The organism is Streptomyces sulfonofaciens (genome assembly GCF_014656295.1).
Lineage (GTDB): Bacteria > Actinomycetota > Actinomycetes > Streptomycetales > Streptomycetaceae > Streptomyces > Streptomyces sulfonofaciens.
Window position 1 is genome coordinate 1 of the sequence record NZ_BNCD01000004.1, and the last position, 15,575, is coordinate 15,575.

A 15,575-nucleotide genomic window follows, 5' to 3' on the forward strand; every position below is an offset into this window, starting at 1 on the left:
CGAACCCGGAAGCTAAGCCTTTCAGCGCCGATGGTACTGCAGGGGGGACCCTGTGGGAGAGTAGGACGCCGCCGAACAATCTTTGGAGGACCTCTGGTCCCAGCGTTCACGCTGGGACCAGAGGTCCTTTTTGTTTTCTCGGACGCCGCCGGTGTGCTCGGCTGCGTAAGAATGTCTGTGGTAGCAACGACAGGAGCCAAGCCAATGTCCGCCAACTCCCCCGACGAGCGTCCGGAGCGCGAGCAGCGCCGCCGGGACGGCGGTGACCGTGACGGTTACCGAAGTGGCCCCCGACGCGATGGTGAACGAGGCGGCTTCGGGCAGCGTGCCGACCGTGGCCGGGACGGTCAGCGCGGCGAGCGACATGACCACCGCAGGGAAGCCGACCGCGGCGACCGAGGTGACCGCAGGGACCACGGCGACGCCCGACGAGACGGCCGCGGCGACTTCCGAGGTCGGGACGACCGCGACCGGGGCCCCCGGGACCACGGTGGCCGCCCGCCGTTCCGTCGGGACGACCGCTTCGGCGGGCCGCGCCGTGATGACCGGCCCAGCGGCGGACGCCAGGGCGACCGGTACGGAGCGGAGCGCCGCGACGGCCAGGGCGGCGACCGCGGCTTCCGCAGGGACGGAGACCGTCCCGCCCATCGCAGGGACGACCGTGGAGGATACCGGCGCGACGGCGACCACGGTGCACGCGGCGGCTACCGCCGTGACGAGCGGGACACCGAGCGCAGGGATGACCGTCGTCCCGAACGGCGCGAGGACCGCGGTGGCTTCCACCGGGACGACCACCGTGACGATCGCGGTGGGTTCCGTCGTGATGACCGGCGTGACGACCGCGGTGGGTTCCGGGGAGACGACCACCGTGACGATCGCGGCGGCTTCCGGGGAGACGCCCGGCGTGATGACCGCGGTGGGTTCCGTCGTGATGACCGGCGTGATGAACGTGGTGGGTTCCGTCGTGACGATCGCGGTGGCTTCCGGGGAGACGCCCGGCGTGATGACCGCGGTGGATTCCGTCGTGATGACCGGCGTGACGACCGCGGTGGGTTCCGGGGAGACGCCCGGCGTGATGACCGTGGTGGGTTCCGTCGTGACGATCGTCATGACGACCGGGACGCACGCCGCGACGACCGCGGCGGACCCCGCAGGGAAGGCCACCGCGAGGGGTACCAGGGATACCGCGGAGGCCCCCGGCACGATGACCGCCGGGACGGCCACCGTGACGAGCGGCGCGAGGACTTCCGCCGTGGCGAACAGCGCAGGGACGACGGCCGCAGGGACGAGTACCGGCGCGACGACCGCGGTGGCTTCCGCCGCGACGAGGCACGGAGTGGCCGTACCGTCGATCACCGCGGGCGCGACGAGCGTCCGCGGGGCGACGACCGTCCGAGGGGCCCGCGCCGCGACGACCGGCGCGAAGACGGCCGTGGCCGACCCGGTGGCTTCCGCGGCCGGGACGGCCGCGACGGCCGAGGCGGCGACTGGCGCGGAGAGCGCCGGGACGACCGGCGCGGCGGTGGCCGGTTCCGCGACGACCGCGACAGGGACCGTGGACGTGAGCGGGACCGCGAGCCCGTCAGGCGGCTGCCGATCCCCGAGGACGTCACGGGTGAGGAGATCGACAAGGGTGTACGGCAGGAGTTGCAGAGCCTGCCGAAGACACTCGCCGACGAGGTCGCCAAGAACCTCGTGATGGTCGCACGGCTCATCGACGAGGACCCCGAGAGCGCCTACGGCTACTCCAAGGTCGCGCTGCGGCTCGCGTCCAGGGTCGCCGCGGTGCGGGAGGCCGCCGGGTTCGCCGCGTATGCGAACCAGATCTACGGTGAGGCGCTCGCCGAGTTCCGTGCGGCCCGGCGGATGACCGGGAACGTGGAACTCTGGCCGCTCATGGCCGACTGCGAGCGCGGCCTGGGGCGGCCCGAGAAGACGCTCGACATGGCCGGTGCGCCCGAAGTGGGCAAGCTGGACAAGGCCGGGCAGGTCGAGATGCGGCTGGTCGTCGCCGGCGCACGGCGAGACCTGGGGCAGCTCGACGCCGCCATCGTGACCCTGCAGAGCCCGGAGCTGGCCTCCAACTCCGTACAGCCGTGGACCGCGCGCCTGCGGTACGCCTACGCCGACGCGCTGCTCGCCGCCGGCCGGGACGGCGAGGCGCGCGAGTGGTTCGCCAAGGCCGTCGAGTCCGATCGGGACGGCAGCACGGACGCATCCGACCGGCTCGCCGAGCTGGACGGCATCGAGTTCATGGATGCCCTCGACGAGGAAGCCGAGGCCGAAGAGGCACGCGCGACGTCCGCAGCCGTGCGGCCGGAGGGGTCCGGGCCCCGCGACGCCCACGGCCCGCAGGCGTCGGACGAGCCTGGCGACGTGCACAACACCGACGACGACATCGACGCCGCAGACGACATCGACGCCGTCGCCGAGACAGAAGCCACTGAGGAGGCTGTCGAGATCGACGCCGTCGCCGAGACAGAAGCCGCCGACGGGGCTGTCGAGATCGACGCCGGCGCCGAGACAGAGGCCACTGACGGGGCTGTCGAGATCGACGCCGACGCCGCCGGCGCCGCCGACGAGACAGACGCGACCCATGAGGCCGATGACTCGGACGAGGCCCACGACGGCGCCGACGGCTCGCACGACGGGCGGGGCGAGGACGCCTAGGAGCACGTCGCCCACCCGGAGTGCACCGCCACCGTGCTCCGAGGTGAACGCCCCTTCCGTGCTCACAGGGCGAACGCCACCCGCGTTCGCCCTATGAGCACGCCGAGCACACGCTCGACAGCTCAGCCGTCGAGAACGCGAAGGACGAGGCCCGTCGCCGGTTTCGGGCCGAAGGACGTCGACTTGCGCGGCATCATCACGCCCTGCCGGGCCAGGTCCCGCACCACGTCCTCACGGACCGGGTGCATCAGGACGGCGGTGCCGCCCTCGCGTTCCGCCTTGGCGACGGTGGACGCGGCGTCATGGATGTAGGCGATGTGCTCCGGGGTGTCCGGGACCTGCCAGATGCGGTCGAGCAGGACCGCGTGCAGGACGGTGGCGTCCAGGGTCCGCCAGGCCGCCGGGCCGCCGGTGGGGAGCAGGTCGTCCAGCAGGCCGGGAGAGGGCCGGTCGAGCAGGTGGAAGGCGCCGTCGCCGGCCAGCAGGAAGGCGTTGCCCCCGCCCCGGGCCTTGGCGAGCACGTCCATGGCACCGTCCAGAGGGCCGTCCACCCTGCGCACCCGGAACCTGCCCGCAACCGCGGCGAGCGCCTCGGGGACCGGCAGCCGGTGCAGCAGGCGGTGGATCGCGCGCACCCGCAGGGGATAGCGCGCCGTGTCCACGAGGAGGACGAGGCCGTGGTCCCAGGGGCCCGGCGCGTCGTGCTCCGCGCGTAGAGTCAGGTACGTGGCCCAGCGGTGGTGGCCGTCGGCGATCAGGGCCTGGTGGCGGCCGAGGTCCGCGCGGACCGCGGCGATCTCGCCGGGGTCGGTGACGGACCACAGCCGGTGGTGGACACCGTCCTCCGTGGTGGTGGCGAGCAGCGGCGGGTGCCGGATCGCGTCGGCGATGACCGCGGCGGCGTCCCGGACGGGCGGTCCGCCGGACGGAGCTGCCGCACCCCGCCGGCCCGCCCCCGGCGGCGCCTGGGCGCCCTCCCGGTCGATGCCCGTCCGGTCGGTCGGCACCGGGTCGATGGCGGCCGGCCCGCCGGACGTCCCCAGGATGTCCCGCAGAGCACCGCCCCCGTCGCCCCGGTACGTCAGGAGCAGGGGCTCCAGGTTCGCGGACGTGGTGCGCATCAGGTCGGCGCGCTCCGCGACGATCCCGGGCATGACGTCCTCATGCGGCAGGACGACGCCCCGGGACGCCTCGGAGAGCCGCAGCGCGCCGATGAGGCCGCGTTGCAGGAGGTCGCCGGTGTGCTGCTCGTAGACGTAGAGGGCGGGTTCGGGATCGGTCGTGAGGACGCCCTCGGTGAGCCACTCGCGGAGGGTGTCGGCGGCCTGCCGGCTGCGGGTGCCGGACGTGCGGGCCTGAGGGAGGATCAGGCGGACGATGTTGTACGGATCGGCGGACTCCAGGTGGTGCAGGCCGTCCGGGCGTACCACCACGTCGTACGGGGGCGAGGTGACGGCGGCGAGGCTGCGGACCCGGTCGGGGTGGTAGCGCACGCCGCGGAACGGGATCAGGTCGAGCCCGTCGCCGGCCGGGTCCTGGGCTGGATCTTCAGCGGGACCTGCAGAGTTCATTGGTGCATCGTAAGTGTGCGGCGCGCTGTCGGAGGCATGCGGGATGATCGGGGGTGCGCGGCCGCCGAGGCCACCACGGGTGCCCTTCGGCGGTGATGCGGTGTCCTGGAGACGAGCGATCGGGGAGAGAAGGCGTGATGAGCCAGAAGGTCAGGACGCGGCCCGCGGGCAGCGAGCGGGAGCTGAGCCGGGCCTATGACACGGCGCTGCTCGACCTGGACGGGGTGGTGTACGCGGGTGGCAGGGCCATCCCGCACGCCGTGCGGTCGCTCGGGACCGCCCGCGAGGCAGGCATGCACCTCGCCTATGTGACGAACAACGCCCTGCGGCCGCCCGAGGCCGTGGCAGGGCACCTCACCGAGCTCGGCGTACCCGCGGACGCGTCGGACGTGATCACCTCGGCGCAGGCCGTGGCCCGGTTGATCAGTGATCAGATCCCGCAGGGGGCGCGGGTCCTGGTGATCGGCGGCGAGGGACTGCGGGTCGCGCTGCGCGAACGCGGCCTGGTGCCGGTGGAGTCCGCGGACGACGACCCGGCCGCGGTCGTCCAGGGATACGGCGGGCCCGACCTGGCGTGGGGCAGGTTCGCGGAGGCCGCCTACGCCATCCGGCGCGGGGTGCCCTGGTACGCGTCCAACACTGATCTGACGATCCCCAGCGGCCGGGGCATCGCCCCCGGGAACGGCGCGGCGGTCGAGGTCGTCAGGATCGCCACCGGCGCGGAGCCGCAGGTGGCCGGCAAGCCGCTGCCCCCGATGCACCGGGAGACCATCCTGCGTACCGGCGCCGAGCGGCCCCTCGTGGTCGGCGACCGGCTCGACACGGACATCGAGGGTGCCTTCAAGGGCGGTGTGGACTCCCTGCTCGTGCTGACCGGGGTGACCGACGTGCCGCAGCTCCTCGCGGCGCCCCCGCAGCACCGCCCGACCTATGTGGACGCCGACCTGCGCGGGCTGCTGACGGCACAGCCCGAGGTCGTCCGGGAGGGCGGCGGCGGGGAAGCGGCCTTCGGGTGCGGAGGCTGGCGTGCCGCGGCGGGCCGGGAGCGGCTCGACCTGCAGGGCGAGGGCGCCGCGCTCGACGGTCTGCGCGCGCTGTGCGCGGCCGCCTGGACGGCGGCGGGCGAAGGCATCTGCCGCCTCGACGGAGGCAAGGCGGTGGCCCGGCTGGGGCTGTGACACCCGTGCGGCGAGGGCACGGTGCCGGTTTCGCGGGGACCGGGTCATGAACGAAGGTCGGTTAGGCTAACCTAACTTCCGTGTTGGTCGACAGCCCACGGGAGAAGCACACGGACGCCGCACCCCTGCGCCGGGGCCGGCGGGCGCTGCGCGGTGTCGGACTCCTCGCCGCCGTGGGCGTGCTGGCCCTCGTCGCCGTCGTCAGCCTCGCCGTCGGGGCGAAGCCGCTGTCCGTGGAGCAGGTGTGGCACGGGCTGTTCCAGAACTCCGGCAGCTACGGGGACGTGGTGGTCGGCGAGCGCCTGTGGCGTACCCTCCTCGGGCTGCTGGCCGGGGCGGCGCTCGGGCTGTCGGGCGCGGTCCTGCAGGCGCTCACCCGCAACCCGCTCGCCGATCCCGGGCTGCTCGGCATCAACACCGGTGCCGCCGCGGCCGTCGTCACCGGTCTCACCTTCTTCGGAGCCGACTCGCTCACGGGGTACGTGTGGTTCGCGTTCGCCGGAGCGGCGGCCGTGGGTGTGCTCGTCTACGTGCTCGGCGGCAGCCGCGGCGCCACTCCCGTACGCCTTGCGCTGGCCGGCACCGCGGTCAACGCGGCCCTGTACGGCTATCTGCAGGCCGTGATGATCACGGACGACGCGGCGCTCGGCAAGATGCGGTTCTGGACCGTCGGCTCGCTGGCGTCCGCCAACTCCACCACCATCGGCCAGGTGCTGCCGTTCCTCGCGGTCGGCACGGTCCTCGCGCTCGGCCTCGCACGGCCGCTGAACGCCGTGGCCATGGGCGACGACACGGCCCGCGCGCTGGGGGCGCACCTCACCCGTACCCGTGCGCTGTCGATGCTCGCGGCGACGCTGCTGTGCGGGGCGGCCACCGCGGCCTGCGGTCCGATCGCCTTCGTGGGCTTGACGGTGCCGCACGCGGTGCGCTCCTTCACGGGCCCCGACCTGCGCTGGATCCTGCCGTACGCCACCGCGCTCGCCCCCGTCGTGCTGCTCGGCTCCGACGTCATCGGGCGGATGGTCGCACGGCCCGCGGAGCTCCAGGTCGGTGTCGTCACCGCGGTCATCGGCGGCCCCGTCTTCATCTACCTCGTCCGGTGGCGGAGGATGGCACAGCCGTGAGAGCTTCCCGTAGCCGGTGGGTCCGCAGCGGCCGGCTGTCCGTGCGGTTCGACGTCCGGGCGCTGGGCGTCGTCCTGCTGCTGGCGCTCGCCGCGCTGGCCGCGAGCGTCCTGCTGGTCGGCACCGGAGACTTCGCCATCCCGGTCCCCGACGTGCTGCGCACCCTCGCCGGCGGCGGCGACGCCGGGCAGGAGTTCGTCGTCCGCGAGCTACGGCTGCCGCGGGTGCTGGTGGGTCTGCTGGTGGGCGGTGCGCTCGGGCTCGGCGGCGCGCTCTTCCAGGCCGTGTCCCGCAACCCGCTGGGCAGTCCGGACGTGCTCGGCCTGGGGCAGGGCTCGACGGCCGGTGCGCTGGTGGTGATCGTGCTCTTCTCCGGGAGTGCCGCGGAGGTCGCGCTCGGGGCGCTTGCCGGGGGGCTGCTGACCGGTCTGGTGATCTACCTGCTCGCCTGGAAGCGGGGTGTGCACGGCTACCGGCTGGTGCTGGTCGGCATCGGCGTCGCCGCGGTGGCCACCGCCGTCAACGGCTATCTGCTCACCGAGGCCGACCTCGTCGACGCGGCCCGTGCCGTCGTCTGGATGACCGGCTCGCTCGGCGGCAGCGACTGGGACCAGGTCTGGCCGCTGCTCGGGCTGTGCGCCGTCCTCGTGCCGCTCGCCCTCGCGCACGCCCGGCCACTGCGCATGCTGGAGATGGGCGACGACATCGCGTCCGCGCTGGGCGTGCGCGTCGAACGCACGAGGCTGCTGCTGATGCTGGCCGCCGTCCTGCTCACCGCCGCCGCCACGGCCGCGGCCGGCCCGGTCGGGTTCGTCGCCCTCACCGCCCCCCAACTGGCCCGGCGGCTCACCCGCTCGCCGGGTCCCAACCTGCTGCCAGCCCTGGTCATGGGCGCCGCACTGCTGGTCACCGCCGACTGGCTCTCCCAGCGGGCGTTCGGCGCGGACCAGTTGCCCGTCGGCGTGGTCACCGGCGTGCTCGGCGGGGTCTACCTGCTGTGGCTGCTGGTCGCCGAACGGAGGGCGGGCCGCATATGAAGCGCGGGTCGTACGGGAAACGCGGGCCGAATGCGCCATACGGGCCGCACATGAGACCCCGTCCGCAGCGGGACGCCCGGGGTCCGGGACGTCCCACCGGCGCGGCGGAGGCGAAGGACGCCGCAGTGCCGCCGCCCACCGACCCCCGTCAGGAGCGTGCCCCCGTGAACCGGCTCACCGCCGACGATGTGACCCTCGCCTACGACCAGCGCGTCATCGCGGAGAACCTGTCCGTCGAGATACCCGACCGCTCCTTCACCGTGATCGTGGGGCCCAACGCCTGCGGCAAGTCCACACTGCTGCGGGCGCTCTCGCGGATGCTCAGGCCCGCCGCGGGCCGTGTGCTGCTCGACGGGCAGGTCATCCAGTCGATGCCGGCGAAGAAGGTCGCGAGGATCCTGGGGCTGCTGCCGCAGACGTCCACCGCGCCGGAGGGCATCACCGTGGGCGACCTGGTCGCGCGCGGCCGCTACCCGCACCAGGGACTGCTGCGCCAGTGGTCGCCCGAGGACGAGCGCGTCGTCGCCGAGGCCATGGCCTGCACCGGGGTGGCCGAGCTGGCCGACCGCCATGTGGACGAGCTCTCCGGCGGCCAGCGCCAGCGTGTCTGGATCGCCATGGCGCTGGCCCAGCAGACGCCGCTGCTGCTGCTCGACGAGCCCACCACCTACCTGGACATCCAGCACCAGATCGATGTGCTCGACCTCTGTGCCGACCTGCACGAGGTACAGGGCAGGACACTGGTCGCGGTGCTGCACGACCTCAACCACGCCGCCCGGTACGCCACCCATCTGATCGCACTGCGCGAGGGGCGCGTCATCGCCGAGGGCGCGCCGTCCGACATCGTCACCGCAGACCTGGTCCGCGCTGTCTTCGGTCTCGACTGCCAGGTCATCGACGATCCCGAGACGGGCACCCCGCTGGTCGTCCCGGCAGCGCGCAGGCCGGGTGGAGCACGCCGGGCGCCCGGTGCCCGGCGACCCGCCGGAACGAACTGAGCACCCGCCAACCGGCGATCAACCCCAGGCGATCGAGGCCCAGGCGATCGAGGCCCCGGCGATCGAGGCCCGGACGACCGAACCCCCGGGCGACCGAAGCCCGGACGACCGAACCCCGGCGACCGAGTCCGGAACCCGGACCACCGAAACCCCGACGGCCAAGGCCCCCGCGGGCAGGCCCCGCACGCGCGGTCTCCGGACGACCTCGCTCCACGGCCGGCCTCGCTCCCCGGACACCCTCGGCCCCCGGCGGCGGCCCGGAGCCCGCCCGGGTGGCCAAGGCGCGGGGACGCACGGGCGCGGGACGCACGGGCGCAGGGGCGCATGCCGCACGGGCGCACCCGCCGGTCAGAGCAGGCTCTTGAGGCGCAGCAGATCAAGGATGCCGGCCTCGAGACGGACCCGGCCGGACGCCCAGGCCCCGGGGAAGCCCAGCTCGCCGGCCACCAGTGCCACCAGGTCGTCGCCGGTCATCGCCAGCCGGATCTGCGCCCGCTGCACCGGGGGACCGGGCGCGGTCTGCTGCACCTCGATCCGGCCGTCCGTGAGGCAGCCCGAGAAGGTGGTGTCGAGGTCGGTGATGTGGCAGCTCACCGAGCGTTCCACGGCCGTGGCCCTGCGTACCTCGCCGTCGGCGGAGTCCAGTCGCTCCGCGAGCTTGTCGAGCGCGGCACGGCACTCCTGAATCGTCGCCATCGCGACCGACCGTACCCCAGCTCCACGCGGTAGCGTCGGGTCATGAGCGACTCCACGGCAGGTCCGGGGCTTCCCGAGGGTGAGCCGGGACCCGATGTTCCGGCGGCCCCGCAGGTGCCACGGCCCTTCCCGCCCCCTCGCCCGGCCCCGCACCCCGGTTCCGTCCCGCATCCCGGTTCCGCACCGCGCCCCGGACCGGGTCTCGCACCCCCGCCAGGACCCGTGCCCGTACCCGCGCCGGCACCGCCGGCCGGGGCACCCGCCGGCGGGAGGGCGCCGCGCGAGGACGGCCGGGAGGACGGCCGAGAGGACGGCCGTGCGGGTACCGCGACCGTGACCGCCTCCGAACCGTCCGCCGCGGCCCCGCCCCGCGGACCGGAGCCCGATCCGGCGCCCCTCGGCGTCGACCGGACACCCACCGGGCACGCAGAGGTCGACGCCGGGTTGCAGCGGCTGGCCGATGCCGACCACCTCGGCGTCGATGGGCACCTGGAGGTGTACGAGGATGTGCACCGGGGGCTGCGCGACGCACTGACGGCGCTCGATGCGCGGCCGGGACCGCCGCCCCGCCAGGACCCGGCGAGATCCGACGATAGGAGCTGAACCGAACGTGGCAGGAGTCGCACGCCGCCGTCTCGACGCCGAGCTGGTCCGCCGCAGGCTCGCCCGCTCGCGCGAGCACGCGGGACAGTTGATCGCGGCGGGACGGGTGAGCGTCGGCGGGAGCACCGCGCTCAAGTCCGCCACCCAGGTGGCCACGAGCGCCGCCATCGAGATCGCCCAGGACGCCGACGACCCCGACTACGTCTCGCGCGGCGGGCACAAGCTCGCGGGCGCCCTCGCGGCCTTCGTGCCGCGCGGGCTGCGGGTGCAGGGCCGGCGCGCACTGGACGCGGGTGCGTCGACGGGCGGCTTCACCGACGTGCTGCTGCGCGCCGGTGCCGCGCACGTCGTCGCCGTCGACGTCGGCTACGGCCAGCTCGCGTGGTCGCTGCAGAGCGACGCACGGGTCACCGTCAAGGACCGCACCAACGTCCGCGAGCTGACGCCGGAGGCCATCGACGGGCACCTGGTGGAGCTGGTCGTCGGCGACCTCTCCTTCATCCCGCTCGGCCTGGTGCTGCCCGCCCTCGTGCGGTGCGCGGTGCCCGAGGCCGACCTGGTGCTGATGGTCAAGCCGCAGTTCGAGGTCGGCAGGGAGCGCCTGGGCAGCGGGGGCGTGGTGCGCAGCCCGCAGTTGCGGGCGGAGGCCGTGTGCACGGTGGCGCGGCAGGCCGGGGCGGTCGGCCTCGGGGTGCGGGGCGTCACGGCGAGCCCGCTGCCGGGGCCCTCCGGAAATGTCGAGTATTTTCTGTGGCTGCGTGCCGGCGCACCCGACCTGGACCCGGCAGAAGTTGACCGTGCAGTGGCGGAGGGGCCGCGTTGACCGAGACCCGAACTCGTACTGTTTTCCTCCTCGCGCACACCGGGAGGCCCGCTGCGGTGCGCAGCGCCGAACTGGTGGTGCAGGGGCTGCTGCGGGCCGGCCTGATCGTGCGGGCCCTGGAGTCGGAGGCGTTCGACCTGCCGCTGCCGTCCTCGGTGGAGCTGCTGCCTGAGGCCACCCCCGAGTGCCTGAACGGCTGCGAGCTGCTGATCGTGCTCGGCGGTGACGGCACGCTGCTGCGCGGCGCGGAACTCGCGCGCGCCTCCGGCGTGCCCATGCTCGGCGTCAACCTCGGCCGCGTCGGCTTCCTCGCCGAGGCCGAGCGGGACGACCTGGACAAGGTGGTCGACCGGGTGGTGACCCGGTCCTACGAGGTCGAGGAGCGGATGACCGTCGACGTGCTCGTGCACAGCAACGGCGAGGTCGTGCACACCGACTGGGCGCTCAACGAGGCCGCCGTGCAGAAGGTGTCGCCCGAGCGGATGCTTGAGGTCGTCCTGGAGGTGGACGGCCGGCCCGTCACCGGCTTCGGCTGCGACGGCATCGTCTGTGCGACGCCGACCGGCTCCACCGCCTACGCCTTCTCGGCCGGCGGGCCCGTGGTGTGGCCGGAGGTGGAGGCGCTGCTGATGGTGCCGATCAGCGCCCATGCGCTGTTCGCCAAGCCGCTGGTGACATCGCCGACGTCGGTGCTCGCCGTGGAGGTGCAGCCGCACACCCCGCACGGAGTGCTCTGGTGCGACGGCCGCCGGACGGTCGGGCTGCCGGCCGGCGCGCGCGTGGAGGTCAGGCGCGGTGCCGTGCCGGTGCGGCTGGCCCGGCTGCACCACGCCTCGTTCACGGACCGGCTCGTCGCCAAGTTCGCCCTGCCGGTCTCGGGCTGGCGGGGCGCGCCGGGCTGAGCACCGCGCTCCCGGCCGGGCCGGCCCGGCCCGGCCGGGAGCGCGGCGCGGTATCGAAGGCGCCCACCCCCGCGGGTGACAGCAGCCGCCGTGGTGCCGCCGCCACCTGCGTCTTCACAGTTCCGCCGCGGGGTCCGTCGCACAGGCGGTCCCCGACCTCGTAAGGTCGTGTCCGTGTTGGAGGAGATGCGGATACGGTCGCTCGGAGTCATCGACGACGCTGTCGTCGAGCTGTCACCCGGGTTCACCGCCGTCACCGGGGAGACCGGCGCGGGCAAGACGATGGTCGTCACCAGCCTGGGCCTGCTGCTCGGTGGGCGCGCGGACCCGGCCCTGGTACGGATCGGCGCCAAGTCGGCGGTCGTCGAGGGGCGCATCGCCGTGCCCGCGGACGCCTCCGCCGCCGTCCGGGCCGAGGAGGCAGGCGCCGAACTCGACGACGGTGCGCTGCTGATCAGCCGCACCGTCTCCGCCGAAGGACGCTCCCGTGCCCACCTCGGCGGCCGCAGCGTGCCCGTCGGCCTGCTGTCCGAACTCGCCGACGACCTCGTCGCGGTGCACGGCCAGACCGACCAGCAGGGCCTGCTGAAGCTCACCCGGCAGCGCCAGGCGCTCGACCGGTACGCGGGTGACGCGATCGGCGTGCCACTGGCCAAGTACAGCGCCGCGTACCGCAGGCTGCGGACCGTGGTCGCCGAGCTGGACGAGATCACCACGCGCGCGAGGGAACGCGCCCAGGAGGCCGATCTGCTCCGTTTCGGCCTGGACGAGATCGCCGCCGTCGAACCCCGGCCGGACGAGGACACCGAGCTGGCCGCGGAGGCGGAGCGGCTCGGCCACGCCGAGGCCCTCGCGTCAGCGGCCACCGCCGCGCACACCGCGCTCGCCGGCAACCCGGAGGACCCCGAGGGCGTCGATGCCACCACGCTGGTCGCGGGCGCGCACCGGGCGCTGGAGGCCGTGCGGGCGCACGACCCGGCGCTGTCCGCGCTCGCCGAGCGGCTCGGCGAGATCGCCATCCTGCTCGGCGACGTCTCCGGTGAGCTGGCCGGCTACGCCGACGACCTCGACGCCGATCCGCTGCGGCTCGCGGCCGTCGAGGAGCGCCGTGCCGCCCTCACCCAGTTGACGAGGAAGTACGGCACGGCCGGCGAGGGGATCGCGGCGGTGCTGGACTGGGCCGCCAAGGGTGCCGCGCGGCTGACCGAGCTGGATTCCGACGACGACCGCATCGGCGAGCTCACCGCGGAACGCGATGCACTCCGGGCCGAGCTGGGCCAGTTCGCACAGGCACTGACCGACGCACGCAGCGAGGCCGCGGCGCGGTTCGGGGCGGCCGTCACCGAGGAACTGGCCTCGCTGGCCATGCCGCACGCACGGGTGACCATCGACCTCCGCCAGAGCGACGACCCCGAAGGCGTCGAGGTGAACGGCCGCACCGTCGCCTACGGCCCGTACGGCGCCGACGAGGTCGAGCTGCTGCTGGCCCCGCACCCCGGCGCTCCGCCCCGGCCGATCGCCAAGGGCGCCTCGGGCGGCGAGCTGTCCCGGGTCATGCTCGCCGTGGAGGTGGTCTTCGCGGGGACGGACCCGGTGCCCACCTACCTCTTCGACGAGGTCGACGCGGGCGTCGGAGGCAAGGCGGCGGTCGAGATCGGCCGAAGGCTCGCGAAGCTCGCCAAGTCCGCCCAGGTCGTCGTCGTGACCCACCTTCCCCAGGTGGCGGCCTTCGCGGACCGGCAGTTGCTGGTCGAGAAGACCAACGACGGTTCGGTGACCAGCTCCGGCGTCAAGGTGCTTGAGGGCGAGGACCGCATCCGCGAACTGTCCCGCATGCTCGCAGGCCAGGAGGACTCGCAGACGGCGCGCGCCCACGCCGAGGAACTGCTCGCCACGGCCCGGGCGGACGCCTGACGGTACGAGCCGGCCTTCGGTACGAGCCGGCCTTCGGTACGGACCTGCGCCTGACGGCGCGGGACCGTGCCTGACGGCGCGGGCCAAGGCGGCCGGGACGCCCGCCGGCGGGCGGGAGCGCCGTCCCGCGGGCATGGACACCCGGCCGGGCACAGGAGCGCGGCCGGGGTTCGCGTATGCCCGCCCGATCGTCCGGGCGGGCACCGGCGCGCGGGCACCAGCGTGCGGGCGCCGGGACCGGTGGCCGGAGGTGTGCGGTGGCGGTGTGCGGGCCGGGAGCGTGCAGGTGCCGTCGTGCGGGCGGGGGCGCCCGGGTGCCCGTCCTGGCCGTGAGGACGAAGGCGGGGCGACGGGGCCGGACCCGGTGGCGGGGCGCTCACGGCCGGTCCTGCGGCCGGAAGGGCAAACGGCGCGCGGGCCGGCCGGCGCGTACGGGCGCTCGATCCGGGGGAGAGGAGCGTGCGGGGCGGCCTGGGAGCGCAGACGGTGGTGGGCGTCGAACCCCGCGCGGCAGACGGGCAACGGTGCCTGTCTCAAATGCCGTTGTCGGTCCCCGGGTTGCGTTTCGTGCTGATGTAAAGCCGTATATATTTGTGCTGATCGCATGCATTCTCATGTGAGACGCCATCCTCACCCGGTGAATCCCAGGCAGCCATCGGGGTGTCTCACTCGTGTGGGTGAACGCGCATGGCGCGGGGCCGGTATCGGCGGGGGCGGTGCAGAAGCGATACCGCAGCGTCCGGGGGCCGGGGCACGACGGGCGCCGCATTCCGTGCCGCACGCCGTGGCGCCGTTCGCCTTGCTGTAACTTCCTTCGCGCCCGCCCGCAGCCGAACCAGGAGCCCTGCCACGTGAGCAGCCACGCACCGCACGGCCGGCCGCCGCTGCGCACTGTGCAGGTGCTGAGCGGCAGAAGCGCGGGTGTCAGCAGCCATGTGCGCGCGCTGGCCGCGGGCCTGGTGGCACGGGGCGTGCGCGTCACCATCTGCGCTCCCCCGGAGGCGGAACGCATCTATCGGTACACATCCGTCGGCGCCCAGCACATCGCCGTCCCGCACCGCGGCGACCCGGCGAGCGTCGCGGCGCTGCGTGCCGCCTGCCGAGGGGCGGACGTGGTGCACGCGCACGGCCTGAACGCCGGTCTGCGCACCGCGCTGGCCCTCGGCGGCCGCCGTACCCCGCTCGTCGTCACCTGGCACGCGCACCCCCGGACAGAGGGTTCCCGGGCCGGGTTGCTGCGGATACTGGAGCGACGTGTCGTGCGGGCCGCCGCCGTGGTGCTCGGCACCTCGGCCAGCCTGGTCGACCGGGCGCGCGCGAGGGGAGCGCGGGATGCCCGGCTGGGCGCCGTGTCCCTGGCCGCGCCGCGCCGCACTCCGGTGTCCGCGGTCGGCCCCGAGCACAAGGCCCGCGCCGAACTCGGCGCCGTCGACCGCCCGATGCTGATCACCGTGGGCGCCCTCGAAGCGCACCGCGGCTACGGCACCCTGCTGGACGCCGCACGGGTGTGGCGGGACCTCGATCCGGCGCCGCTGCTCGTCATCGCCGGGGAAGGCCCGCTGCGGGAGGCGTTGCAGCGGCGGATCGACGACGAGGACCTGCCGGTACGGCTGCTGGGCGAACGCGAGGACGCACGGGACCTGCTGGCCGCGGCGGACCTCGCCGTACTGCCGTCCGGCACGCGCTCGTCCCCGGTCCTGGCGCAGGAGGCCCTGCACGCACGCGTGCCGCTGGTCGGCCCGGACGACGGGGGCATCCCGGAACTCGTCGGCGACGCCGCCGATCTCGTCCCGGCCGGCGACTCCGACGCGCTTGCCGCGGTGGTGGTGCGCCTGCTCGCCGATCCGGCACGCAGAAAGCTCCTCAGGGACCGCGGCGAGTCCCGGGCGGCGAGTTGGCCCACCGAGGACGAGACGGTGGCACAGGTCCTCAGCGTCTACGACGAGTTGACCCGTCCACTGCCGCCCACGGGACCCTGGGAATGAGAGCGGTATGACAGGCTCCCCGCGCAGGCGTCCGTCCCCGGGTGCCGGGAGACGGACGCCTGCGCGGGGCGACC

11 protein-coding genes, 1 rRNA gene and 2 pseudogenes are annotated in these 15,575 nt (G+C 74.3%); 12 read left to right on the forward strand and 2 right to left on the reverse strand.

What is annotated here, in order from left to right:
* The 3 genes and pseudogenes from rrf to IE313_RS08130 form a co-directional block, all read left to right on the forward strand.
* Positions 1 to 77: ribosomal RNA gene (gene rrf / locus IE313_RS08120) — 5S ribosomal RNA — on the forward strand; the annotation flags it as partial.
* Between the two features lie 556 nt (positions 78 to 633).
* Positions 634 to 1,173, forward strand: a pseudogene (locus IE313_RS36340) (hypothetical protein); the annotation flags it as partial.
* 417 nt (positions 1,174 to 1,590) lie between these two features.
* A pseudogene (locus tag IE313_RS08130) lies at positions 1,591 to 2,308 on the forward strand (tetratricopeptide repeat protein); the annotation flags it as partial.
* Positions 2,309 to 2,792: 484 nt separating this feature from the next.
* On the opposite strand, the gene IE313_RS08135 reads toward IE313_RS08130, so the two are convergent.
* Positions 2,793 to 4,241, reverse strand: a complete 1,449-nt coding sequence (locus IE313_RS08135; RefSeq protein WP_189930297.1) for a DUF1015 family protein — start codon at positions 4,239 to 4,241, stop codon at positions 2,793 to 2,795.
* 137 nt (positions 4,242 to 4,378) lie between these two features.
* Here IE313_RS08135 and IE313_RS08140 point away from each other — a divergent pair, with 137 nt between their 5' ends.
* From IE313_RS08140 to IE313_RS08155, 4 genes are all read left to right on the forward strand, one after another.
* On the forward strand, positions 4,379 to 5,419 hold the full coding sequence (locus IE313_RS08140; RefSeq protein WP_189930298.1) for an HAD-IIA family hydrolase: 1,041 nt from the start codon (positions 4,379 to 4,381) through the stop codon (positions 5,417 to 5,419).
* A gap of 80 nt (positions 5,420 to 5,499) precedes the next feature.
* On the forward strand, positions 5,500 to 6,543 hold the full coding sequence (locus IE313_RS08145; protein ID WP_189930299.1) for a FecCD family ABC transporter permease: 1,044 nt from the start codon (positions 5,500 to 5,502) through the stop codon (positions 6,541 to 6,543).
* Positions 6,540 to 7,580 carry a FecCD family ABC transporter permease gene (locus tag IE313_RS08150; protein WP_308439150.1) on the forward strand — a complete coding sequence of 347 codons (1,041 nt, stop codon included), beginning with the start codon at positions 6,540 to 6,542 and terminating at the stop codon, positions 7,578 to 7,580. The genes IE313_RS08145 and IE313_RS08150 overlap by 4 nt, the downstream gene beginning before the upstream one ends.
* Positions 7,581 to 7,744: 164 nt before the next feature.
* On the forward strand, positions 7,745 to 8,578 hold the full coding sequence (locus IE313_RS08155; RefSeq protein WP_373316948.1) for an ABC transporter ATP-binding protein: 834 nt from the start codon (positions 7,745 to 7,747) through the stop codon (positions 8,576 to 8,578).
* 348 nt (positions 8,579 to 8,926) lie between these two features.
* Here IE313_RS08155 and IE313_RS08160 read toward each other — a convergent pair whose 3' ends face one another.
* Complete coding sequence (locus IE313_RS08160; RefSeq protein ID WP_189930302.1) at positions 8,927 to 9,274, reverse strand: sterol-binding protein; 348 nt, start codon at positions 9,272 to 9,274, stop codon at positions 8,927 to 8,929.
* Positions 9,275 to 9,607: 333 nt separating this feature from the next.
* Here IE313_RS08160 and IE313_RS08165 point away from each other — a divergent pair, with 333 nt between their 5' ends.
* The 5 genes from IE313_RS08165 to IE313_RS08185 all read left to right on the forward strand — a co-directional run bounded on the left by IE313_RS08165 (position 9,608) and on the right by IE313_RS08185 (position 15,501).
* The gene (locus tag IE313_RS08165) at positions 9,608 to 9,877 is read left to right on the forward strand and encodes a hypothetical protein (RefSeq protein ID WP_189930303.1); all 270 of its coding nucleotides are present in this window, start codon (positions 9,608 to 9,610) and stop codon (positions 9,875 to 9,877) included.
* 7 nt (positions 9,878 to 9,884) lie between these two features.
* Complete coding sequence (locus IE313_RS08170; RefSeq protein ID WP_189930304.1) at positions 9,885 to 10,700, forward strand: TlyA family RNA methyltransferase; 816 nt, start codon at positions 9,885 to 9,887, stop codon at positions 10,698 to 10,700.
* A complete protein-coding gene (locus tag IE313_RS08175) occupies positions 10,697 to 11,602 on the forward strand; it encodes an NAD kinase (RefSeq protein ID WP_189930305.1) in 906 nt (301 codons plus the stop codon). Before IE313_RS08170 ends, IE313_RS08175 begins: the two co-directional genes overlap by 4 nt.
* Before the next feature lie 186 nt (positions 11,603 to 11,788).
* Complete coding sequence (gene recN / locus IE313_RS08180; protein WP_189930673.1) at positions 11,789 to 13,516, forward strand: DNA repair protein RecN; 1,728 nt, start codon at positions 11,789 to 11,791, stop codon at positions 13,514 to 13,516.
* 851 nt (positions 13,517 to 14,367) lie between these two features.
* Positions 14,368 to 15,501, forward strand: a complete 1,134-nt coding sequence (locus IE313_RS08185) for a glycosyltransferase family 4 protein (RefSeq protein ID WP_189930306.1) — start codon at positions 14,368 to 14,370, stop codon at positions 15,499 to 15,501.
* Positions 15,502 to 15,575: the final 74 nt, after the last annotated feature.